Source organism: Flavobacterium hiemivividum (assembly GCF_004349145.1).
Lineage (GTDB): Bacteria > Bacteroidota > Bacteroidia > Flavobacteriales > Flavobacteriaceae > Flavobacterium > Flavobacterium hiemivividum.
Map to the genome: position 1 here is coordinate 109,562 of NZ_SMFO01000003.1, position 20,958 is coordinate 130,519.

Annotated in this window: 25 protein-coding genes; 15 read left to right on the plus strand and 10 right to left on the minus strand. The window is 36.3% G+C overall.

Going from position 1 to position 20,958, the window contains the following annotated elements; all coding sequences use genetic code 11:
- Positions 1-18 precede the first annotated feature (18 nt).
- From E0F98_RS06440 to E0F98_RS06460, 5 genes are all read left to right on the plus strand, one after another.
- A complete protein-coding gene (locus E0F98_RS06440) occupies positions 19-237 on the plus strand; it encodes a PRTRC system protein C (RefSeq protein WP_132109796.1) in 219 nt (72 codons plus the stop codon).
- A 16-nt stretch (positions 238-253) separates the two neighbouring features.
- Entirely contained in the window at positions 254-1,429 is a 1,176-nt protein-coding gene (locus E0F98_RS06445; RefSeq protein ID WP_132109797.1) for a hypothetical protein, read from the plus strand.
- Positions 1,426-2,148 (plus strand): PRTRC system protein B, encoded by a 723-nt coding sequence (locus E0F98_RS06450; RefSeq protein ID WP_132109798.1) that lies wholly within the window; start codon positions 1,426-1,428, stop codon positions 2,146-2,148. Before E0F98_RS06445 ends, E0F98_RS06450 begins: the two co-directional genes overlap by 4 nt.
- Positions 2,148-2,954, plus strand: a complete 807-nt coding sequence (locus E0F98_RS06455) for a PRTRC system ThiF family protein (RefSeq protein ID WP_132109799.1) — start codon at positions 2,148-2,150, stop codon at positions 2,952-2,954. Before E0F98_RS06450 ends, E0F98_RS06455 begins: the two co-directional genes overlap by 1 nt.
- A gap of 472 nt (positions 2,955-3,426) precedes the next feature.
- Positions 3,427-4,962, plus strand: a complete 1,536-nt coding sequence (locus E0F98_RS06460) for a SulP family inorganic anion transporter (protein ID WP_073075561.1) — start codon at positions 3,427-3,429, stop codon at positions 4,960-4,962.
- A gap of 199 nt (positions 4,963-5,161) precedes the next feature.
- On the opposite strand, the gene E0F98_RS06465 is transcribed toward E0F98_RS06460, so the two are convergent.
- Entirely contained in the window at positions 5,162-6,202 is a 1,041-nt protein-coding gene (locus tag E0F98_RS06465; RefSeq protein WP_132109800.1) for an IS110 family RNA-guided transposase, read from the minus strand.
- A gap of 374 nt (positions 6,203-6,576) precedes the next feature.
- On the opposite strand from E0F98_RS06465, the gene E0F98_RS06470 reads away from it, so the two are divergent.
- From E0F98_RS06470 to chrA, 8 genes are all read left to right on the plus strand, one after another.
- A complete protein-coding gene (locus E0F98_RS06470) occupies positions 6,577-7,044 on the plus strand; it encodes a putative immunity protein (RefSeq protein ID WP_132109801.1) in 468 nt (155 codons plus the stop codon).
- A 324-nt stretch (positions 7,045-7,368) separates the two neighbouring features.
- Complete coding sequence (locus E0F98_RS06475) at positions 7,369-8,361, plus strand: hypothetical protein (RefSeq protein WP_132109802.1); 993 nt, start codon at positions 7,369-7,371, stop codon at positions 8,359-8,361.
- 104 nt (positions 8,362-8,465) lie between these two features.
- Positions 8,466-9,326, plus strand: coding sequence for a helix-turn-helix domain-containing protein (locus E0F98_RS06480; RefSeq protein WP_243699202.1), 861 nt, complete (start codon positions 8,466-8,468; stop codon positions 9,324-9,326).
- Positions 9,327-9,404: 78 nt separating this feature from the next.
- Positions 9,405-9,878, plus strand: coding sequence for a hypothetical protein (locus E0F98_RS06485; protein ID WP_132109803.1), 474 nt, complete (start codon positions 9,405-9,407; stop codon positions 9,876-9,878).
- Complete coding sequence (locus tag E0F98_RS06490) at positions 9,878-10,477, plus strand: phosphatase PAP2 family protein (RefSeq protein ID WP_132109804.1); 600 nt, start codon at positions 9,878-9,880, stop codon at positions 10,475-10,477. The genes E0F98_RS06485 and E0F98_RS06490 overlap by 1 nt, the downstream gene beginning before the upstream one ends.
- Positions 10,455-10,889 carry a DoxX family protein gene (locus tag E0F98_RS06495; RefSeq protein ID WP_243699203.1) on the plus strand — a complete coding sequence of 145 codons (435 nt, stop codon included), beginning with the start codon at positions 10,455-10,457 and terminating at the stop codon, positions 10,887-10,889. The genes E0F98_RS06490 and E0F98_RS06495 overlap by 23 nt, the downstream gene beginning before the upstream one ends.
- A gap of 72 nt (positions 10,890-10,961) precedes the next feature.
- A complete protein-coding gene (locus E0F98_RS06500; RefSeq protein WP_132109805.1) occupies positions 10,962-12,836 on the plus strand; it encodes a metallophosphoesterase in 1,875 nt (624 codons plus the stop codon).
- 5 nt (positions 12,837-12,841) lie between these two features.
- Positions 12,842-13,972 carry a chromate efflux transporter gene (chrA, locus tag E0F98_RS06505; protein WP_132109806.1) on the plus strand — a complete coding sequence of 377 codons (1,131 nt, stop codon included), beginning with the start codon at positions 12,842-12,844 and terminating at the stop codon, positions 13,970-13,972.
- A 9-nt stretch (positions 13,973-13,981) separates the two neighbouring features.
- Here the strand turns inward: chrA and E0F98_RS06510 are convergent, their stop codons facing one another.
- The 3 genes from E0F98_RS06510 to E0F98_RS06520 all read right to left on the minus strand — a co-directional run bounded on the left by E0F98_RS06510 (position 13,982) and on the right by E0F98_RS06520 (position 15,325).
- Positions 13,982-14,455: a response regulator transcription factor gene (locus tag E0F98_RS06510; RefSeq protein ID WP_132109807.1), complete on the minus strand. Its 474-nt coding sequence runs from the start codon at positions 14,453-14,455 to the stop codon at positions 13,982-13,984.
- Positions 14,456-14,736: 281 nt separating this feature from the next.
- Entirely contained in the window at positions 14,737-15,033 is a 297-nt protein-coding gene (locus tag E0F98_RS06515; RefSeq protein WP_132109808.1) for a helix-turn-helix domain-containing protein, read from the minus strand.
- Entirely contained in the window at positions 15,017-15,325 is a 309-nt protein-coding gene (locus tag E0F98_RS06520; RefSeq protein ID WP_132109809.1) for a helix-turn-helix domain-containing protein, read from the minus strand. Before E0F98_RS06520 ends, E0F98_RS06515 begins: the two co-directional genes overlap by 17 nt.
- 228 nt (positions 15,326-15,553) lie before the next feature.
- On the opposite strand from E0F98_RS06520, the gene E0F98_RS06525 reads away from it, so the two are divergent.
- Both E0F98_RS06525 and E0F98_RS06530 read left to right on the plus strand, forming a co-directional pair.
- Positions 15,554-16,288, plus strand: coding sequence for a helix-turn-helix transcriptional regulator (locus E0F98_RS06525; protein ID WP_132109810.1), 735 nt, complete (start codon positions 15,554-15,556; stop codon positions 16,286-16,288).
- Positions 16,289-16,360: 72 nt separating this feature from the next.
- Positions 16,361-16,900, plus strand: coding sequence for a dihydrofolate reductase family protein (locus E0F98_RS06530; RefSeq protein ID WP_132109811.1), 540 nt, complete (start codon positions 16,361-16,363; stop codon positions 16,898-16,900).
- A 76-nt stretch (positions 16,901-16,976) separates the two neighbouring features.
- On the opposite strand, the gene E0F98_RS06535 is transcribed toward E0F98_RS06530, so the two are convergent.
- From E0F98_RS06535 to E0F98_RS06560, 6 genes are all read right to left on the minus strand, one after another.
- Positions 16,977-17,264, minus strand: coding sequence for a molybdenum ABC transporter permease (locus E0F98_RS06535; protein WP_132109812.1), 288 nt, complete (start codon positions 17,262-17,264; stop codon positions 16,977-16,979).
- Positions 17,265-17,390: 126 nt separating this feature from the next.
- Entirely contained in the window at positions 17,391-17,840 is a 450-nt protein-coding gene (locus E0F98_RS06540) for a DUF3872 domain-containing protein (protein WP_132109813.1), read from the minus strand.
- 12 nt (positions 17,841-17,852) lie between these two features.
- Positions 17,853-18,413, minus strand: a complete 561-nt coding sequence (locus tag E0F98_RS06545; protein ID WP_132109814.1) for a conjugal transfer protein TraO — start codon at positions 18,411-18,413, stop codon at positions 17,853-17,855.
- Between the two features lie 20 nt (positions 18,414-18,433).
- Positions 18,434-19,327, minus strand: coding sequence for a conjugative transposon protein TraN (gene traN / locus E0F98_RS06550; protein WP_132109815.1), 894 nt, complete (start codon positions 19,325-19,327; stop codon positions 18,434-18,436).
- 24 nt (positions 19,328-19,351) lie between these two features.
- Positions 19,352-20,668 (minus strand): conjugative transposon protein TraM, encoded by a 1,317-nt coding sequence (gene traM, locus E0F98_RS06555; protein WP_132109816.1) that lies wholly within the window; start codon positions 20,666-20,668, stop codon positions 19,352-19,354.
- The gene (locus E0F98_RS06560; protein WP_074590710.1) at positions 20,655-20,942 is read right to left on the minus strand and encodes a nitrogen regulatory IIA protein; all 288 of its coding nucleotides are present in this window, start codon (positions 20,940-20,942) and stop codon (positions 20,655-20,657) included. The genes traM and E0F98_RS06560 overlap by 14 nt, the downstream gene beginning before the upstream one ends.
- Positions 20,943-20,958 lie beyond the last annotated feature (16 nt).

Genomic DNA, 20,958 nt, shown 5'->3' on the forward strand with positions numbered 1-20,958 from the left:
CCCAAAAAATTAAAAGTCATGTTATTAGCAACGCAATTAGAACGAGTTTTCATACTCAAAGATAAAGGACAGGACATCAAACTGACTGACCCCGAACCACGTTGGAGCGTGGAAGCCGTAATGAATTTTTACGCAAATATATACCCGATTTTGACAACGGCAAAAATATCTGCACCGCAAATAAAAGACGATGCAGTTGAGTACAAATTTGAAAGCATAATGGGTACAAAAGGTTAAACCAAAAATAAAAACGATGAATTATGCAACCACATATCCTATCGGGAATTATCAGCATACCCGAACAGAAACGACAACGGCAATTGCATCGACAGCTAAACGAGTTCGCACAATGGATGCAAAGACCAAAGGACGCAAGCGAAGTGCAGAAAGACAAGCGGAAAGCAGTACCAATAGCGATGTTGCCAATGGTTTTCTAAAGTCGGTATTCCTGCCTAAACTGAAAACGGAACAATCCGTACAGGCTTGTAATGAAACCGCAAAAACAGAGCGGAATTTTTATCAATCCCTTTCCAACCTTGCAGAGCATTACAGTATTGAACCAATGCAAACACAAATTTATGGCTATCCCTACAATATAGCTTTGGCGATGTGGGATATAGAAACCAAGTTAAAACGCACTCATTTAAATTGGAATAGTTTACAATTGGTACAGGATAGTAAGAAAACCTTTTTTGTAAGTGAGGAACGGTATGATACAAGAACGACTTTATATTATATCCCCATTGTTCCGCTCTTTAAAATGCTCAATGACCCGAAGCACAAAAAGACCGCTCAATTATTGGTTTCGGTTTGCAGTTACCTGTATCACATTGCCGACATACCCTATTACAGACAAGAAAATAGCTATCTGTATTGGATGTATGAAATGATGAATGATTGGGTAGAACAGGATGATGAAACGGACGAAACAGAGAGATACAAAAGCGAGTTAAGCCAAGCCGAACAAATTGGCGACAAAATAGAACAGAAACTATTCAACCGTATCAATTTACAACTATTTAAACAGCATTTAAACAACTTTAAAAGCCTTGATGAATTTGACCAAGAATGTTGGCAATTGGCTTGTAAAGTTTTTGAACTTTTTACGGAATATCCAAAAACAAGTATTTTCAAAAACGCACCCATTTCCGAACAAGACCCTTACAATGATGATTATGACAATGAAACCATTGGAATGGAAAAGTACATTTCATTTGTAGCAGATACCAAAGGTTGGCTGTATGAAAATCTTTCGGATAGCATTAACAATGAATTTAATGAGTACGGAGCAATGGCAGAACCCACCATTAGCAAACACTTTGACGGAAGTGAAATAACCGCAACCAACCTTGATTTTGAGAACCGCTTGTTTCCGTTACTGAACCATTTATGCGGTTTATTAGATGAATATAAAATGACGACAAAATGAACAATTTAAACGACATCACCGAGAATTTTGGAACATTATATTTTCCAAAATCTGCTTTGGTTTTTTATGAAACCAAAGGTATAAATATAGATATGTATGTGGAGCATTTTGATATGGATAGAAACGGAAACCCTATCAATGCACATCCTTTGACCGTAAAAGAAGCCAATGTATTGGCAAAATCATTACATACCGATGAAGAAAAGAACAAAGCCTTTTTAAAGCCAAAGAGAATTTTGTCTACCAACATTTTACACATCAATCCGAGTGAAAAAGGTACAGTACTTTGGTACACCAAAGCACAGCAAAGACAACTGTATTTTGTAAATGGTTTGGGCATTCCCAACGGCAAGGCTAAAGTACCGCCAATGCTTTGGTTTGCAAATAAAAATAGCCTTTCAATATTTGCTTTGTCAAGCGATAGAAGACCCATAGAAAAAACGCCTTTGCATTACGCTCCATTTTTCAATGTGTACGAAAATGGCAACGTATGTATGGGAACAGTAAATATTGATATTCAAAATTCGGCTTCGGTGGAAGAATTTATACAAGCGTGGGAAAGCTATTTTTTCAACAGTTATTTCAGCCATTTATTGGGGAATTACAATCCGATAAAAGGAAATTGTGTAACCATTTGGAAAGACCTAATTGGTACAGACACCCCCTTTCCAAAAGAAGTATTGAAACCAAATAACAAAACACTTAAAAACCTATTGTGATGAATACAGCTAAACAAAAAATACATTTTACAGACAGAGATTTAATCAATCCTACCAATCCGATTTTGATAAATGTAATCGGTGCAGGTGGAACAGGTTCAAAGGTTTTGACCGCCTTAATGGAAATGAACCACAGTTTAACTGAGTTGGGACACGCAGGACTACAAATCCGCCTTTGGGATGATGATGTAATTACCCAAGCAAATTTGGGCAGACAGCGTTTTGCAGAATGTGAAATTGGATTGTACAAATCCGTTGCACTAATTAACAGAGCCAACCGATTTTCGGGAACAAATTGGAAAGCCGAAACGGTAAAATTTGAAAAAGACCGTTTGGATAAATTGCCCGAAAATGCAGGAGCAAGTATTTATATTTCTTGCGTGGACAGCGTAAAAGCAAGGTTTGGGATTGCGGATATTTTGAATATTCTGAACAACGGTAAAGCCTATTCCAACCGCCCACGTTATTGGTTAGATTTCGGTAACAGCCAGCACACAGGACAAGTGCTACTATCTACAATAGGAAGAATTAAACAACCCAATTCCGAGAAATACGAAACGGTGGCAAGCCTGCCATTTATTACTGATGAATTTGGCGAACTTTTAAAACAGTCTGAAGAGCAGGACGACACGCCAAGTTGCAGTTTAGCTGAAGCATTAGAAAAGCAGGATTTATTTATTAATTCGTCATTGGTACAAATGGGTTGTTCTTTGCTTTGGGGCTTGTTCCGCAATGGAATGACGGAATACAGAGGATTTTTTCATAATCTGAAAGATTTTAATACCCACCCGATAAAAGTCACCTGACCCGAAAAATCGGGTGGCAAAAATGCAATTCCTCGCTACGGTCGGAAACGCATTTTTGCATTTGATTAGTTGCAACCACTTTGCCAAAAATCTTCCATTTCATTCTTTCATTTCCCTATTTTTCCCAAACAGGTTGCGAGATATTTTAGTGGGATATTCATTATCCCATTTTTGCTTTTAGCAAACTTCTTTTCTTTTCACATCTGCGACCAAAGAAAAGATTCTGTGTTGTAAAACAAATTTTTTTAGTTTTATTTCGTGTTAAATTGTGTACAATAACTATAAATTGTACTTTTGCACCACTCAATGAAAAGAACAGTACAAATATCATCCCAAGTTACTCCGCCTTGATCTTAGGCTAACTGTTATATTTCCCAATTTTAATTTATTGGTTTCTCTGTCGTACCCGAAGGTTTTACTTGCGTGTACCTACTTTTCTATTTACATTTTACAACTTTAAACATAAATCTTTATGCAGAAAATTATCAATTTGTTTGATTTCAAACAGAAAATTAATTACAAAAATGAAATTCTTGCGGGTCTTGCAGTGGCTATGACCATGATACCTGAGTCTTTATCCTTTGCTATTCTGGCAGGGCTTTCGCCTTTGACAGGGCTTTATGCAGCGTTTTTAATGGGCATTGTTACTGCAATCTTGGGAGGCAGACCCGGAATGGTTTCCGGAGGTGCTGGAGCAACGGTAGTCGTACTTATTGCACTGGCTGCATCACATGGTGTGGAATATCTTTTTGCTGCGGTTATATTAGCAGGTCTACTGCAATTTTCAGTAGGAATTTTTAAACTGGGTAAATTTGTCCGCTTGATTCCACAACCGGTAATGTATGGTTTCTTAAACGGTCTTGCAGTAATCATTTTTATGGCACAGGTAGCTCAATTTAAAGTTGTTGAAAACGGGATAGAAGGTTGGATGCAGGGACCGGCGCTTTATCTAATGGCTGGATTGACATTATTAACTATAGCTATCGTATTTATATTGCCAAAATTTACAAAGGCGGTTCCAGCATCTTTAGTAGCAATAATAGTTGTCTTTGGTATTGTATATTTTTTCGGCATTGATACTAAAAAAGTAATTGATATCGCCTCTGTAGGAGGTTCTTTACCTTCATTTCATATCCCTGCTATTCCTTTTAGTCTGGAAACATTGAAAATTATTTTCCCTTATGCCTTGGTAATGGCAGGAGTTGGATTGATTGAAAGTCTGTTAACGCTTAATATGGTTGATGAAATAACCAGCACAAAAGGACAATCTAACCGTGAGGCTGCCGCACAGGGCATAGCCAATATCACCAACGGTTTCTTCGGAGGAATGGGTGGATGTGCAATGGTTGCTCAGACTTTAGTGAATATCGGAGCTGGAGGAAGAGCCAGACTTTCTGCAATAGTTGCCGCTATAGCAATCTTATTGATCATTCTGGTTGCAGGTCCTGTAATCGAGCAAATTCCAATGGCGGCATTAGTCGGGGTAATGATGATGGTAGCTATAGGCACATTTGAGTGGGTCAGCTTTCGAATTATTAATAAAATGCCTCGACACGACATTTTTATTGGTATGCTGGTAGCAGTTATAACTGTACTATTACACAACTTAGCTTTAGCCGTTTTGATAGGTGTAGTTATTTCAGCTCTTGTATTTGCCTGGGAAAGTGCCAAACGAATACGTGCAAGAAAGTATGTAGATGAAGATGGTGTAAAGCATTACGAAATTTTTGGCCCGCTGTTCTTTGGCTCAGCTATGGCATTTACAGAAAAATTTGATGTTGTAAACGATCCCGATGAGGTGATAATAGATTTCAAGGAAAGCAAAGTTGTAGATATGTCCGCAATTGAAGCCTTGAATAAAATTACAGAGAAGTATCACAAGGAAGGTAAAAAATTACATTTACGTCATTTAAGCCAAGATTGCAGACAGTTACTGAAAAATGCTGAAACAGTTATAGATGTGAATATTATAGAAGATCCTACCTACAAAGTAATGACTAATAAGTAACATTGGTATAATTAAGTCTACATCGAAAGCTATCAGATTTTTTTCTATAGTTTTCGATGTTTTTTTATGAATTTAAGCCTTTTACTTTTATACTGAGGTTAAATACTAGATTTGAATAAACGCAAAAATGGTTCGGAGGTTATAAGCTAAAGCTAGCCTCTAAAATAAATTATCGGTAAAGAATTAAGCTTCCCCTTGTTTATTCCGTTACTTCCTGAAACGGAATGATTTGATACTGGTGTTCTGACTTATAATAAGAATTGTTTTTCCATAAGATAAAAGTCAATTCTAGCAGTTTTCTTTGGATGGCAACTATAGCCTTCATTTTGATACCATGTTTTGAAACCAATCTTAAGAAAATATCTCTGAACCTTTCATCAGTCCTAATTGCAGCTAATGCTGGAAAGTGCATTACCTTTCTTAAATTCCTATTACCCCGCTTGGAGATTCGAGGTTTGGATTTCACTGAGGTTCCAGATATCTTTTCTCTTACATCTAAGCCTGCATAACTAACCAACTGTCTTTTATTCTTTATTAACTCGAATCCATTTGTTTCGGCTATAATCGTTACAGCAGTTAGATTTCCAATTCCGGGAATAGAAGATACCATTTTCATCTTTTCCACTAGAGTTTGATCTTCTTTGATAAGTATAGCAATTTCTTCTCTTATCTCTTTTTCCTGCAAATCAATAAGTGCTATTCTTTTTTTAGTTCGTTGCACTGAGTTTTTACTTGATGTTGCGGAAGTACGTTCTGCATGCAGTTGATTTTTTAACATTGTTCGCTCCTGTACTAACTGCTCACGTTCCCGACAAAGCTGTCTCAGATCATTAAATATTTTTAAAGGAGGTAGCCAAACTTCCAACTTCCTTTCCAAACCAAATCTCGCAATGGCTTGTGAAGCGCTCTTGTCAGTTATGGTTTTTATATCAAGTGTTCTCGCATAATTACTGATCTTGTTTGGTAAAACGATACTGACTTGTTTTTGAATACTGCATAAATAATAGGCCAAGGATTCATGGTAAACCCCTGTTGCTTCCATTACGTACCGTACCTCTGTTGTAGTTGATGTCTGCTTATTTACCCACGATACAAGACTTGAAAACCCTTTTTTAGTATTGGGAAATACTTTGTAGTCATAAACTTCTATGTTGATCTGCTCATCCATTTTACCAAGCGATACAACTAATTCATTTTGTGCAACATCAATTCCTACTGTCTGCTTTAATAATACCTTCATCTTATTTGGTTTAGGTAAGTGATAACCTTTCTTCATCTTTTCTCCTGACTGGATATACTGGCTATAAGACTCATTATAATGAGCAAATTCCTTACATTCTGTTCAGATTCTAAAAGGTTAAAGAAGAGGAGGCAGTCTCTTTTCTTGAATATACCGCAAGGCTATTTAAAGCAAAATCTGCTCTCACCCTTCTTCACTTAGATTATATTATACAAACATAGGAGAAGCAAAAGAACGTCGCTGGATTAGAATTTGTTTCAATGAATTTAATAAATTTGTGGTTAATTTATAATCATTTTGAAATAATACCCAAAATACGTTTTACGTCTATTATTGAATTATGTGCAAGCTGAAAGAACCGAACAAAATTGAATATGTCAACAAAAACAAAAATTAAAATAGAAGACGATTCGGAATTGCGGGCAGAAATTGACAGACTCTATGAAATAACGGAGCAAGTGGAATTAGCAAAATGGTCAATTAAGTGTGCGAAACATATATTGCCATTATCCAAAGTTGAAAATATTGATATGAGTGACATCGAAAGCGGAATTGGAGTCAATGAATTTTGGCAAGTTGGAAAAGCAAGCGTTAATCAAGTTAGAAAAGCGGGATTTAAAATACACGCAGTCGCAAGGAATTGTAAAACGGAAATAGGAAAAAATGCAATAAGAACTGTTGGACAAGCAGTCGGAGTTGGACATATGAAAGAACACGCAATGGTTTGTTCTGATTATGCAATAAAAACGGTTCAATTAGCTTTTCCAATGGATAAAGAAAAAATAACAGAGGAAAGACAATGGCAATTAAAAGCATTGGAAAACATAAAAGCCAGCACATAAAGGCTTGGCAAAAAAGCGGGTTCAGTAGTTAATTGAAGCTTGTGCCTCGTATCAAGTTTAGTGCTAGCAGACAGTTTAGTGCTTCGAAATCCGCTTCTTCGCCAAGCGCCAAACAGATTACGCTATTATTGAATGGGATATTCATTATCCCATTCAATAATAGCGGACTTCTTTTCTTTCCACATCAGCGACCAAAGAAAAAAAGCAAAAGAACGTCGCTTTTTTACGTCTGGTTTTTGACTTAGCGTTTTTTAAATGATATTTTTAATTCATTAAATTTGTTGCTATTTCGTCTTCAAAAAACCACCCTTAAAAAGCTCATTAATGATAGAAACGTCGATTGCTATATCTGTAAACCGAAAATCAGATATTGAAATAATACAACAAAAAATTATTGAAAAGAGCTTGCAGTTTCCTGTTTACATCTGTGAATATGAAAATAGCTATCAAATAAACTTTGCAAGTGATTATGAAGAATGGGAATTGGATACTGCGATACAAAATTGTTTCCCTGATTACGAATATACTACAGACCTTGAAAGAGGACGTAAAGAAATCAGAATTCAAATTTCAAGATACCAATCAGAATTTTGCATCGATGGTTGGGGAAGACCACTTGAAAATCCTTTAGATGAAACAAAATATCTTATTAAAAAATCCATCAATAAACCTGCAAATTTCAATCCTAAAATCAAAGTTTTATTTGAAGATAAAGAACAGTATTATTATGTAAATATTGTGGATGGTATAAACAGAGCAACCGATGAAAAAGGGTTTCTATTATTAGATAATTTCAAAAATAAAATAGAAGATAACACTGCTGAAATTTTAAATGACAAACTTTATAAATCTCCTTTGGAGGCTTTTCATTCAGGATATAATAAATTAGCTGGATTGGTAGATGATGATTTTAGATTATATCTGGAGGATAAAAAGAAAAAAAATAGAGAAATCGAAAAATTACCTCGAAAAATTATTAGAGATTTTATAAAAGCTTGTAATAGTTCGGATGAAATTAATATTCTAAAAAGCCTCGATGTGGATGTCATTTTTGAGAAACGTAAGAACTGGAAAACTATTTTTGAAGCAGAAGGAATTTTAAAGTTCAAAGAATATTTGAGTTTTCCCGACCAACAATTGTGTGGTAAGAATTTTAAAATCAGGTCATCCTGGAGCTTTAGTTTACCAAACGTAACCATTGGTGTAAAATATCTCCCTAGATCTACAGAGCAAGATAAACAGCCTACACAGAAATATGAACAATTTAAGTTCATCTTTAAGGATAACAAGATTATCGGTATTTTATATGAATGTTGAGTTCGTTTGCCGTTAGTATGACTTGTGTTAGGAATATCCTTTGTTAAAAAGCACATCATACTATCTGTGGAAGTGAGATTGATGCCTTTTATAAAAGGTTAAGTTTGTCGTTGAAGAATAATATTAATTATTTTTGCAGACAAACCTATGGAAGCCCAAACGAATTGAAAAAATCTATAATCATAAAAAGTAAAATCGAAGCGATGGAGCAATTAAAAGTTTCACCGTTCAGGAAAGAAATTCGGAAAACAGAGCCTCACAAGCATAACAGCTATTTTGAAATCATCTATTTGCAGGCAGGAAGCGGTACCCATACCATAGACCACACTGAATTTCCGATAGCTCTTCCAACCATATTTTTTGTCCGCAAAGAGCAAGTTCATCATTGGGATATTACTGACGTGCCGGAAGGCTATGTATTGCTCTTAAAGAAAGGGTTTATTGAAAAATCACTAGACAGCGAACTGAAAATTCTCTTATCCAAATTAAGCAGATTTAACTGTATTCATTTGAGGGAAACCAATAGCATTGATATATTATTCGGATTGCTTACCAGCGAAAAGGATTTTATCGTAACCGAAGGGATATTAAAAGCACTGCTGGCTAAAATATTGATTGTTGCAAAACCCTTGCCTATTGATAAAAACAAGACACATGATGTACTTACATCATTCAGGGAATTACTCAACCAGACCAGCGACTTATATAATAATGTGGCACATTATGCAGAAATGCTCCACACAACGCCTCAAAACTTAAATGCCATTTGTCGTAAAACACTCAACCAATCATCGGCAGAAGTAATTGCCGAGCATATCATCAACGAGGCCAAAAGACAATTGATTTATACAGAAAGTAGTGTTTCTGAAATTGCATATAGTTTAAATTTTAATGATACTTCCCACTTTGTAAAGTATTTTAAACGTAATACAGGCGTTACGCCCCAGATATTCCGCAATACCTAAATGCTGCCGGTATATTTTCAAATATACCGTAAATTAAGGTTGTTATTGTATGAAATTTGTATTGTAAAATGATACGGTATGAAATATTTTTCTTTTTTGATAATAACCCTCCTTCTTTCAGCTTGTAACCAAAAGCAGGAAACAGCACAAGGAAAATGGATAAAAGGAACCGACCAGGAAAAGGTTGAAATAATTGAAAACCAATTCCGGGGTTTTGATATGGCAATGGTGGAGACTGGTTATCGTTATCAGGAACTTTACTGGGCTGGACAAGATGAAAACTGGGAATATGCCGGTTATCAATTGGAGAAAATCCAAAAAACTGTTGAAAATGGTCTGGAAAGAAGACCTAAACGGGCACAATCCGCACAACATTTTTTAACCGTAATGCTTCCTCAAATGAAGAAGGCATTGGAAAAAAGAGATACGGTAATATTTAATGAAAATTTCCAGATGCTTACCAACAGTTGTGTTAGCTGCCATGCAATGGAAAAAGTTCCCTTCTTTACCGTAAAAACTCCAACAGAACGACAATCACCAAACAGGAAATAATGCTGGAATTCATCAAACAAATAGATATCCATATCCTGCTTTGGCTAAATGGAAGCCATAATGAATTTTGGGATGATATAATGTGGTTTGCAAGTGGTAAATACACTTGGCTGCCATTTTATGCTTTGTTGATACTTCTACTCGTTTTGAAGTTTAAAAGAGACGCTATTTTAATGATTTTACTGATTGCATTGCTTATTACAATAAGCGACCAACTGGCTTCAGGCATATTCAAACCCCTATTTGAAAGGCTGCGACCAAGCCATAATCCTGAATTAGAGGGCCAGTTGCATTTCGTAAACAATTATCGGGGTGGCAAATTTGGTTTTACCTCTTCCCATGCCGCTAATGTCTTTGCTTTGGCATTTTATTTAACCCTTTTAGTGGGAACCAAACTTAAATGGCTGCCTTTTGTCCTAATTCCCTGGGCAATTTTTGTCAGTGTAAGCCGGGTTTATTTAGGTGTTCATTATCTCTCTGATATTTTAGTTCCAGCTATTTTAAGTATCCCTATTGCCTGGATAGTGGCTCTTTTATACAATAGATACAATCCGAAATTAATAAAAAAATATACCTATGATGTTCCAAAAAATAATTAAGACAGACCTATCAAAAACTACGCTTCTTATCCGTCTAATGGTCGGTGCAGTTTTTTTATCGGAAGGCATTCAGAAATTTTTATTTGCAGATACATTAGGAGCTGGTCGCTTTGCTAAAATTGGTTTACCCAACCCAGAGTTTTTAGGAAACTTCGTAGGAAGCTTTGAAATCTTATGTGGAATTTTGATTTTAATAGGATTGCTAACCAGAGTGGCAAGCATTCCGCTGATCATCATCATGCTTGTAGCCATTGCCACCACCAAATCGGAAGTTTTAGCCGAAAAAGGTTTTTGGGAAATGATGCACGGAAGCAGGACAGATTGGGCAATGCTGTTGGGAAGTATCTTTCTATTGATGAAAGGCGGCGGTCGTTGGTCGATTGACAGATTATTATATAAATCTAAAAATTAGCACTCACTTAATTAAAATATATCCTTTTAATAATCAACCCCAAAAGTGAAATTTCAATTTTACATAAATCATATGAATAAGATAATAACTTCGGTCATTGCATTATTTTTTACTACTGCTGCAATAGCACAACAGCCCCACATTCCGGCTTCTTACAGCAACTTATCTTTTGATGCTAACGGAAAACTTTATTTTGAACAAAAAGGTGAAAAACACTTTGCGGAAAATCTTAAAAATCCACTAACAGTTGAGCAGCTTGTGGGAAAACCGGAAGCAACTGAAAATGGCGTACAGATGGACTTTGGTGCTTTAAAAGGTACCGTAACTTATGGCTTAATCCCATACGGAAAAGCGCCTCATCCGCTTCCTGTATACCGTAAGACCATTAAAATTAATAATGGTAAAATAGCGTTAAATCTAAAAGATGATTTTAAGTATCCGTTTGATTTTGTAGACTGGAAGGAAAACGGGTATCTGAACCTTGGCTACAGGGTTGCGGATGAGCAGGGCATGCTTCTATTTGATGGCATAGTTGCTTTAAAAGGTGAAGGTCCTTTTAAGGTCATACCAGCTATCTATGAAGGTCCTTTTGTGAATATGGTTACTGATAATTCCGCTGTCATTTGGTGCAGGACTACACATCCGGTAAAAGCCGAAATAGAAATTAATGGGAGGATATATAAAGATGGCCAAGAAACAACGCATCACCGCTGGAATATTGACGGGCTTATCCCAGGCACAAAGTACAACTATAAAGTAAGCTACGGGATACAATCTCAAACGTACCATTTAAAAACTACACCCCAAAAAGGCAGCAGGGAAGCCTTTGTATTTGGTTATGCAAGCGACAGTCGCCATGCTACCGGTGGCGGGGAACGGAAGATACTCGGTGCCAATGCGTACATAATGAAAAAAATGGCGGCTCTTGCTCATATGAAAGAGGCGGGTTTTATACAGTTCACCGGAGATATGATCAACGGCTACTTGGATAGCAAAGAACAGCAAAGGGTGGAATATTCGAACTGGAAAAAATCCATCGAACCCTTTTGGCACTACATGCCTTTTTATATTGGTATGGGAAACCATGAAGCATTAGGATACATCTTTAAAGATGAAAACGGAAAGCAGCAGGCATTTGTTGATGCTTTTCCTTATGAAACACAATCAGCTGAAGCACTCTTTGCGGAGGAATTTGTAAATCCTGAAAACGGACCGCAAAGTGAGGATAATAACAAATATGACCCAGACCCGAAAAACATAGATTTCCCCTCCTACAAAGAAAATGTATTTTATTACACTTACGGGAATGTGGCAATGATTGTACTCAACAGTAATTACTGGTATGCCCCTTCCATCGCTACTCAGACGGCTACCAGCGGAGGGCTTCACGGTTATATCATGGATAATCAACTTCAATGGCTTCGTGAAACACTGAAAAGGCTAGAAAAAGATAAAAACATTGACCATATTTTTGTTACCCAGCATACACCGGCATTTCCCAATGGAGGACACAGCAAAGATGATATGTGGTACAGCGGCAACAACGATAAAAGACCATATATCGCAGGCAAGCCTGTTGATAAGGGAATTATCGAACGTCGGGATGAATACTTGAATATTTTGATTAATGAAAGCAAGAAAGTGGTGGGCATGCTTACGGGAGACGAACATAATTACAACTGGCTCAAGCTTACTCAGGATATGCCTATCTACCCCGAAAATTATCCGCACAAAAAGCTTAATGTATCACGTTCTATCTATCAGATCAATAACGGAGCCGCAGGAGCTCCATACTACGGTCAGGAAATTTTGCCTTGGAGCAAGCATACCCAATCCTTTAGTGTGGAAAATGCTTTGTGCCTGTTTTATGTGGAAGGCAAAAAAATAACAATGAAGGTATTTAACCCTGACACTTTAAATCAAATAGATGAAGTTGAATTAAGATAATTTGAATGGAAGGAAAAGTAAATTTAAAAGAACTTGCTAAAGTCTTCGCAAAGTTGGGCATCATCGGTTTTGGAGGCCCCGCAGCCCACATTGCCATGATGCGTAATGAAGTGGTAGTAAAACGAAAATGGATGAGTGAGCAGCATTTTTTGGATTTGCTTGGAGCGACTAACCTCATTCCTGGCCCCAACAGCACCGAAATGGCTATCCATATCGGTTATGATAAAGGAGGCTGGAAAGGATTGCTAATAACCGGATTATGTTTCATCCTACCTGCGGTTTTTATTACCGGAATATTTGCATTGTTATATCGTCAGTATGGGCAGCTACCAGAGGTACAGCCATTTATCTACGGCATCAAACCTGCCATCATCGCTGTGATTATTGGTGCAATCTATCCATTGACAAGAAAGTCTGTCAAATCATTATTTTTAGGGACCATAGGGATTGTAGTTTTGTTAGCTGCTATATTTGGAGTAAATGAAATCTACTTGATGTTTGGAGCGGGTCTGCTTACCTTGGCTGTGTATTATTTTCAAAACAGAAAGGCAGATACGTTTCAAAGTATTGTGCCGTTTGCTTTCCTTCAATTCACACAGACAACTTTTTGGACGGCCACCAATGCACAATTATTTTGGACATTTCTTAAAATCGGTTCTATACTTTATGGGAGCGGATATGTATTGTTTGCCTTTTTAGATACGGAATTGGTAGCAACAGGTTTACTCACAAGGCAACAGTTGATGGACGCTATTGCGGTTGGGCAATTCACGCCCGGACCCGTGTTTTCATCCGTCACGTTTATAGGTTACCAAATAAACGGGCTTTCAGGTGCCATTATCTCAACTATTGCCATTTTCCTGCCCTCATTTGTGTTTGTGGCATTGCTAAATCCGTTAATGAAAAAATTACGCAATTCTAAAGGATTATCCGCCTTTTTGGATGCTGTAAATGTTGCCTCTGTTGCCATTATCGCAGCTGTATGTTTTGAAATGGGTAAAGAGACCATTACGGATTGGCGAACAATTTTAATTGCTGTTGTTAGTGGCATTATCGTTTTTAAATTCAAAAAAATCAATAGTGCCTTCATAGTTTTAGGAGGTTCTTTGCTTGGGTATCTATTGTTTCAATTTTAATAAATAAAATTAAGGAATGACAATCTTATGTTTCTGATTTTTGCCAAAATATTCTTTAGAAATTTCCGCTACTTCCATACTAAAATACCTTCCGCCATTGATAACAACTTTAATGACTTTTCTAAAATCATCAACATCACTACCAACAAATAAATAACTCGAAAAACCAATTACAAACAAATCTTTACCGACTTTCTGATCATCAATATCACTATGTGCAATAAGTTTTATGGAAGGATATTGTGTCTTAATTTCTATAAGTTGTTGGATGATTTCCTTACTGTAAAAATCAAGGTCAATCACGCAAACTTTGGGAAGTGTTTTCAATGCTGATAATTGAAATAATCCGTCTTTAATATGCTCTGACCGGAACAATATTTCTGTTCCTGAGGTAGCAAGACTTTTGCAAATCTCATCCAGCACCGAGCTTTTATCATTGATAAATGCTACGCTAATTTCTTTTTGGTGGGCATCTGTTTCCATAACATCGATTTTATTGTTAGTGGACATCTGCAAAAAAATAAGGCGCAGGCCACTACACTTACCGCACATTGAGGTACTGGTATACCCGACAACGAATAAGCGAGCACCTACGCCTATGGCATAGGTGTTCTTTCTTATTGTCCCGTTGTCTAAAAATTACCAGTTTTCAATGTGGGACTTAAAGTAAAAACACTTTAAGATTTTCTATATTTCGATACAAAGATACTAAACTGCTTTTGATACTCATCATACCTTTAAAGCCAATTGAGTCAAAAAATTGATTAGTTACTGGCTTTATTGGATACATAATTCTGCTCTAGTGCAGTGAGTATATCCGATTGTTTAAAAATGATTTTGCCCCCAATTTGGATAAAGGGAAGTATTTTATCGTCCCTGTATTGCTGTAGTGTGCGTTTGCTGATATGCAATATTTCACATATATCCTGACCAGACAGGTATATCTCACCGTTCATTACAGGACGGTAATATTTCAGTATTTTCTCAATACGGGTTTTCAATAAGAGTATCATTTCGTGATGGTCTATAATATCTTCTGCTTCATTAGTCATTAAATCCATCGGTGTCAGTATTAGACGGCTGTCCAGCTTCGAGCAAAGTCTTTACATCCGAAAGTTTATAATAATTTTTGCGGTTTAATCTGGAGTAAGACAATATGCCCTTATCCTTGTAAGTCTGTAAAGTCCGTTTGGTAATCTTCATCATCAAACATACTTCCTGGTTATCCAGCCACTTTTCTTTATTGAAAATAGAGGCATATTTTTCGGTAGCATCTTTGGTCATTTCCAAAAGATCCTTCAGCTCATTTTTCATTCCATCTAATGCGGATTTCTGTATTGCGATTACTTCCATTTCTGCTCAGTTTTTCTGTGGAAGTTGAATTTACAGAGGCTTTTAAAGGGATTGGGAAAGTTGGAATTGATTGGCATTGAAAGGTAGGATTTGTCGTTACAATATAAATTATGAAAGCGTTTATTTTGTAAATTTGGAAAATAATAAGTCCTTCTGAAGAATAAACAAACTGCAAATTTTATATTTATCAGTTGACAGTCAGCGTAGATAACTACATCACAGAAACCGATGAAGTACAAAATAATAAAACCTTGTAAAGAACTAAATTCCTTTATAGATTTCTATTGGGAACTGAAAGGAAATGAGCTAGAAAAACAGTGGGAACGGGTTTTTCCCGATGGCTGTGCTGGAGTAGTAATGAATTTGGGAAATACTTGTGTGACTGATAACGGATTGGTTTCTATGGACTTCGGCAAAACTTACGTAGTAGGTGCAATGAATTCTTTTAAAGACAGTTTTATTGACAGAGAAACACACCTATTAGGTGTATGTCTGAAACCTGCAACTTTTGCTAATTTCTACAACTATGCTTCACAAAATGAGTTGACTAATAATACAGTTGAATTTGAAAAATCCAATTCATTTAATGTTGATAAAATGATGGAGAATCCCTTTAAGCATTTTGACCATTTTTTTTTAGAAAGAATAAAAAGTAAAACCAATCAGCTACAATCAGTTATCAATGATATATATTTAACAAACGGACAAATTAGCATTTACGAACTATCAAAAAGAAATTTCACAACTGTAAGGCAACTGGAACGAAGTTTTAAAAAGTATATTGGATTATCACCAAAAGAATATTCAAATATCATCCGCTTTCAGAATGCTTTGAGTGTAATCAAAAATACAAATCACGACCGGAGTTTATTAGATATTGCATTTGAATGTGGCTACTATGACCATTCGCATCTTAGTAACGAAATCAAACGAATTACTGGACTTTCACCATCGCTATTATAATTTGTCGCATTTTTACAAAGTACATCTAATTGACAAAAAGTAATTTTGTCGAAACATTAAAATTTAAGACAAATGCGAAAAATATCACTTTTCATTGCAATGAGTTTAGACGGTTACATTGCAAAACCAAATGATGATCTAAGCTTTTTGAAACTTGTAGATAAAGAAGGAGAAGATTATGGTTATGCAGAATTTACGTCAAAAATAGACACTATAATTATTGGTAGAAGAACCTACGACTATGTAGTTAATGAAATCGGAGCATCTCATTACGATAACGGTAAGCGAGATGTTTATGTCATTACAAGAACTGAAAGACCAAAAGTAGGAAGAACCACTTTTTATACAGGAAACATAAACGAATTAGTCAAACAATTAAAGTCTGAAAAAGGCAAAAACATCTATTGTGATGGTGGCGCTGAAATAATAAATGAACTACTGAGACACGATTTAATAGATGAGTTTATAATTTCGGTTATTCCAATTTTATTAGGTAATGGAACAAGACTTTTTAAAGATGGAAGACCTGAACAAGTAATTGAGTTTATCGAAGTCAAAACATTTGAAACCGGTTTGGCGCAACTCCACTATAAGCGAAAAAGTAAACTGTAGTTTACTTTTATAATTAAGCAAAAATCGGATAATCCAAAAGGTTATCCGATTTTCCTAGAACTGTATTTTAAAATCATTATCTGCGTTGGTCGATTTGTTCAGTTTTTGTCTCCACTTTCTGTTTCTCCTTATCATTTTTTTCACGGGAATAAACCCATAATGACAATAGTCCGAAAATAATCAAGGCATAAGCTATCCACTTGGCAACACGCTCAATAAACTTAATGCCAACCGATTTTTCATAAGAGGAGAAGCTTTCTGCTCCTATAGGACTTCGCCTGTAAAACTTTCGGCGGTTAATCCAGTAGCGAAGCGCCAAGCCTAAAACCAAAAACAGAATTCCTATAACTAATGATGCAATCATAATAATAGTTATTACATTTCTACATATAAATTTACAAAATATATTTATTTCACTACATCACAAAAATATAAAATGTGAGGCGTGGTAGTATAAAAAAATCCTGCCTTGTGGACAGGATTTTATTTATTAATCACTACTATTGAACTGAAAATTCAGTTTTTTTTCATTTCCAAAACTATCAGAAATCCATACATCAAATGATTGCGACACAGTGGATGTAGAAGTATAATACAATCGAAACTGCTCTGTTGGTAAAGGATATAAATCGTTTGGTATATACGCAGGTTCATTATAATATCTTAAAGTTCCCTGTCCATCAAACTGAAAGTAACGGATAAAATATTGTGTATTACTGTAATTTCCGCTTCGCTTTATCGTCATCCTTATTTCTACGGTTTGCCCATTCGATACATCTTTTGGAACAGGCATAACCTGTACCTCAAAAGGAAAATCGTTCTGTATTTCGAGTTCATCATCTTTGCTACAAGATACCAAAGTAACCGAACCTGTGAGGATTGCCAATAATACATATAGTGGCAGTAATCCTATTTTGAATTGATTGAAAAATGCTGTCATTGTTATACGTTTTTAAAAGTTAAACCTTAATCCCACACCTGCGGACGGTCGGAATTGTTTCATATCTGTTCCCCATAAAACCTTGGTGCGCCCTTGCAGGACTAATACAAATCGGTCGTATAGATACGTTTCAAAAGTCAGTCGACCTCCAGCTCCGTAAATGAAATTGTCCTCATTCACTATTTTTGCTCCGTCATTCAACATTGCTTCGCCTCGGTTGATGGTTTCATAACCGATTAACCCAGTTATTCCGGCGTTTAGCGTTATGTTTTTTCGAGCATCGCCTAAAAGGAAAAAACTGTTACCGCCTTCGGCTGTATAAGTTTCCTGCGGAATGCGCAAGTCTTTATAAGAATGGTATTGGTGCGTATATTCCAACGACCAAAATTGGTAATTGCCGTTTTTGCCATTTATGGTCATTGCTAAATTGATGTAATAATCGTTTCCGATTTTACCATTAGACAATACACCAGCACTTACTTCCAAGCCTTTTTGCTTAGGCAACATTCTTTGTGCCTTTGTAACGGTAATGCCCATTAACACAAGTATTACTGTATAGACATACTTTTTCATATTGTTATTTTAAAGTGTTATTAAAATTTTAGGTGCATATCCTTAATCAAGGAAGCCTTAATTAAATCCGAATTTTCTACCTGAAGTGTTTGATGTCTGCCACCGTTTTTCTCAAAGATTTCAATCAGCAAAACCTTGTCATCGGCAATAGTAAACTGGTCTAAAAGGAATACGTTTTGTTCGATTGCTTTCCCGCCAATCTCATTCAATGGCTTATAAGTACGTAATGGTATCATTGGTCTTTCCTGCACTACGGTACGCTTGGCTACTTTTTTATCTACTACTTTGAAATTGATAAAATCAATTCCGAAAGGCACATTGGTACGGTTTCTCAATTCTGTATGGAAATAGTATTTGCCGTTGTGGATGTAAATTCCTTTCAGGATAAATTGAATACCGAAACTTTTAGCACCGATATGCTTTACTATTCGCTGGTCTTTTTTGTAAATCGTTTCTAAAAGCAAGCCCGCCAATGATGGCGAATTGTTACCCAATTTTTCAAAAAGCACATCGTTCCCATTTTCTTTATTCACTGCTTTTTGCATTGTCAGCAGATCGTAACTCAACGCTTCCGGATAGGTACTGTAATACACATTGAAGCTGTAAAAGCGACCGTCATTGGTAATTACCGAAAAATTGGTTTCAGGCACAAAATCTTTTACCGATGCTTTTACACGAAGTACATTTTCTGCGTCTTCTGCCTTTCCTGCAATCAGGTATTCACTTCCCAAATCGACATATCGTATAGCGGTTGGGAAAATCAAATGAGTAGTCTTGTCATAGGTTACTTGCATTTGATAGGGTTCTATCTTGCCCAAAGCAAGCGGTGCTTTTAGACTGTCTTGTGCAAAAGTGTTTACGGCAAAGCCGATGATAAGGGCAAAAGCCCAAAATGTTTTTATTTGATTTTTCATCTTTTTAATTATTTGAGTTAAATATTATTTTTTAGAAACAAGGAAAACCTGGTGTCCTGCTTTTAGCGTAACCTTTGGTGTTCTTATTTTTTTTGCGAAATAACCCGAAATACCTTGTACGGCACTTTTACTAAGGTCGGAACCAATCTGTTGACCTGTTGAGGAGTTCATACTGAAACTTGAACCTGTGGCATTTCCCATATTTGCAACAATGTCTGTTACCGCATTCCGTTCAGGCGAGTAGGGAACGTACAAACCTTGTTGTCCGTCAAGGTCGTAGATGGTTATATCTACTGGGATAATATTACCCTCCAATTCTATGGAAGTAACTTTTAGATGTAATCTGCCACCTTGAAATTTCCCGATTGCCGTTAAAATTGTTCCCTGAGGAATCGTACGGTTAGGCGTTTGAGCAGGTTCTAATAAACGTAGTCGTACACCGCTTTCGCCAATTATTGTCTGTGTTTCTTGTATGCTGGCTTTTACGCTATTTTTTGGTTGAGCCACTTGTTCTACAGATCCAGCAGTATAGAAACCTCGGTTCTTGTTTTCGCTCCAGTCTGCTAAAAAAGCACTATCGGTAGGTTCTCTGTACAAAGCCGATACAGCTTTCTTTCTTGTAGGTGTGAATGCTACAAAATATTCTTTCTGAGAATTTGAAGAAGAACCTCGGCTAGCACTGTCGGTGCTTACAGGTTTTTCGGTATTTCCTCCCGAAGGCAGATACTTTGAAGCCATCTGATACGATTTTTCCATCAACGTCAATTGGTCATTTACAGTTACACCGACAGGTATATCTTTTTCAGCCAATTTTTCTTTTAGTTCGTCCAATTGCCTGCGTAGTTCTTGTGTTTCGCTGTTATTATCCTGATAAAATGAACCTAATGTGCTTTGTGCATTTCGGTAACTGTTTAGTGTAGAAGTGCCCGATTTTCCAGTCATCATACCATTGTTTTGGTCTTCTTCGGGCAATTCTTCTTTAGTCTGCTGTGTGCTATCGTTATTCCAATAATCCGATAGCGTAGTTAGGGCATTTCGGCTTTCCTGGTCTTTCTGTTCCAGCATATCTTGCTCATAAGCTTTTTGTTTATCATCCTGCATTCCTGCTTCGGTAGCCTGTGGAAAAGCATCGTTTAGTCCGATGTTTTCCATTTCTTTTTTATCTGCCGAGGGTTTAAATATCAGGTATAAACAACCCATAAAAACAATCCCCATTAAACCAAAAATGAGTGGTTTTTTAAATCGTTCAATGGCACTCTTTTTATCCTCCGTAAGGTTGGATACTTTGTTTTGGTCGCCTTCCTCAACCAGAATGCTGACCCTTTTTTCATTTTCTTTCATAAAATTTATTTTTAAAAATTGTTGTCAATGTGTCCTTCAGCTTTTCAGGACTTTCTTTCTTTTTGAGAACAGGATTTTCGATATGCTCAATGACCAAATTGTTATCGGCTTTGCCTGCATCATACCATACTTTTAAAATAACTCCTGCGGTAAGCAGTAGATAGCCTATAAAAAAGTATAAGGTGTATTTATGCTGTTTTCCAACGGGTAATGCCCGCCATCGTTCGTCCAACTTGTTAAAATACCTATCCATATTTGCTCTTAATTTTTTCATGTCTTAAATTATTATT

Bases quoted from the DNA above. Each gene is read 5' to 3' on its own strand.
- E0F98_RS06525 (WP_132109810.1), top strand. From the start codon at position 15,554: ATGAAGTACAAAATAATAAAACCTTGTAAAGAACTAAATTCCTTTATA.
- E0F98_RS06535 (WP_132109812.1), bottom strand. From the start codon at position 17,264: ATGATTGCATCATTAGTTATAGGAATTCTGTTTTTGGTTTTAGGCTTG.
- E0F98_RS06545 (WP_132109814.1), bottom strand. From the start codon at position 18,413: ATGAAAAAGTATGTCTATACAGTAATACTTGTGTTAATGGGCATTACC.
- E0F98_RS06500 (WP_132109805.1), top strand. From the start codon at position 10,962: ATGAATAAGATAATAACTTCGGTCATTGCATTATTTTTTACTACTGCT.
- E0F98_RS06510 (WP_132109807.1), bottom strand. From the start codon at position 14,455: ATGGAAACAGATGCCCACCAAAAAGAAATTAGCGTAGCATTTATCAAT.
- E0F98_RS06460 (WP_073075561.1), top strand. From the start codon at position 3,427: ATGCAGAAAATTATCAATTTGTTTGATTTCAAACAGAAAATTAATTAC.
- E0F98_RS06445 (WP_132109797.1), top strand. From the start codon at position 254: ATGAATTATGCAACCACATATCCTATCGGGAATTATCAGCATACCCGA.
- E0F98_RS06495 (WP_243699203.1), top strand. From the start codon at position 10,455: ATGATGTTCCAAAAAATAATTAAGACAGACCTATCAAAAACTACGCTT.
- E0F98_RS06465 (WP_132109800.1), bottom strand. From the start codon at position 6,202: ATGAAGGTATTATTAAAGCAGACAGTAGGAATTGATGTTGCACAAAAT.
- E0F98_RS06540 (WP_132109813.1), bottom strand. From the start codon at position 17,840: ATGACAGCATTTTTCAATCAATTCAAAATAGGATTACTGCCACTATAT.
- traM (WP_132109816.1), bottom strand. From the start codon at position 20,668: ATGAAAGAAAATGAAAAAAGGGTCAGCATTCTGGTTGAGGAAGGCGAC.
- E0F98_RS06475 (WP_132109802.1), top strand. From the start codon at position 7,369: ATGATAGAAACGTCGATTGCTATATCTGTAAACCGAAAATCAGATATT.
- chrA (WP_132109806.1), top strand. From the start codon at position 12,842: ATGGAAGGAAAAGTAAATTTAAAAGAACTTGCTAAAGTCTTCGCAAAG.
- E0F98_RS06485 (WP_132109803.1), top strand. From the start codon at position 9,405: ATGAAATATTTTTCTTTTTTGATAATAACCCTCCTTCTTTCAGCTTGT.
- E0F98_RS06560 (WP_074590710.1), bottom strand. From the start codon at position 20,942: ATGAAAAAATTAAGAGCAAATATGGATAGGTATTTTAACAAGTTGGAC.
- E0F98_RS06520 (WP_132109809.1), bottom strand. From the start codon at position 15,325: ATGGAAGTAATCGCAATACAGAAATCCGCATTAGATGGAATGAAAAAT.
- E0F98_RS06455 (WP_132109799.1), top strand. From the start codon at position 2,148: ATGAATACAGCTAAACAAAAAATACATTTTACAGACAGAGATTTAATC.
- E0F98_RS06530 (WP_132109811.1), top strand. From the start codon at position 16,361: ATGCGAAAAATATCACTTTTCATTGCAATGAGTTTAGACGGTTACATT.
- E0F98_RS06470 (WP_132109801.1), top strand. From the start codon at position 6,577: ATGTCAACAAAAACAAAAATTAAAATAGAAGACGATTCGGAATTGCGG.
- E0F98_RS06440 (WP_132109796.1), top strand. From the start codon at position 19: ATGTTATTAGCAACGCAATTAGAACGAGTTTTCATACTCAAAGATAAA.
- E0F98_RS06450 (WP_132109798.1), top strand. From the start codon at position 1,426: ATGAACAATTTAAACGACATCACCGAGAATTTTGGAACATTATATTTT.
- traN (WP_132109815.1), bottom strand. From the start codon at position 19,327: ATGAAAAATCAAATAAAAACATTTTGGGCTTTTGCCCTTATCATCGGC.
- E0F98_RS06490 (WP_132109804.1), top strand. From the start codon at position 9,878: ATGCTGGAATTCATCAAACAAATAGATATCCATATCCTGCTTTGGCTA.
- E0F98_RS06515 (WP_132109808.1), bottom strand. From the start codon at position 15,033: ATGGATTTAATGACTAATGAAGCAGAAGATATTATAGACCATCACGAA.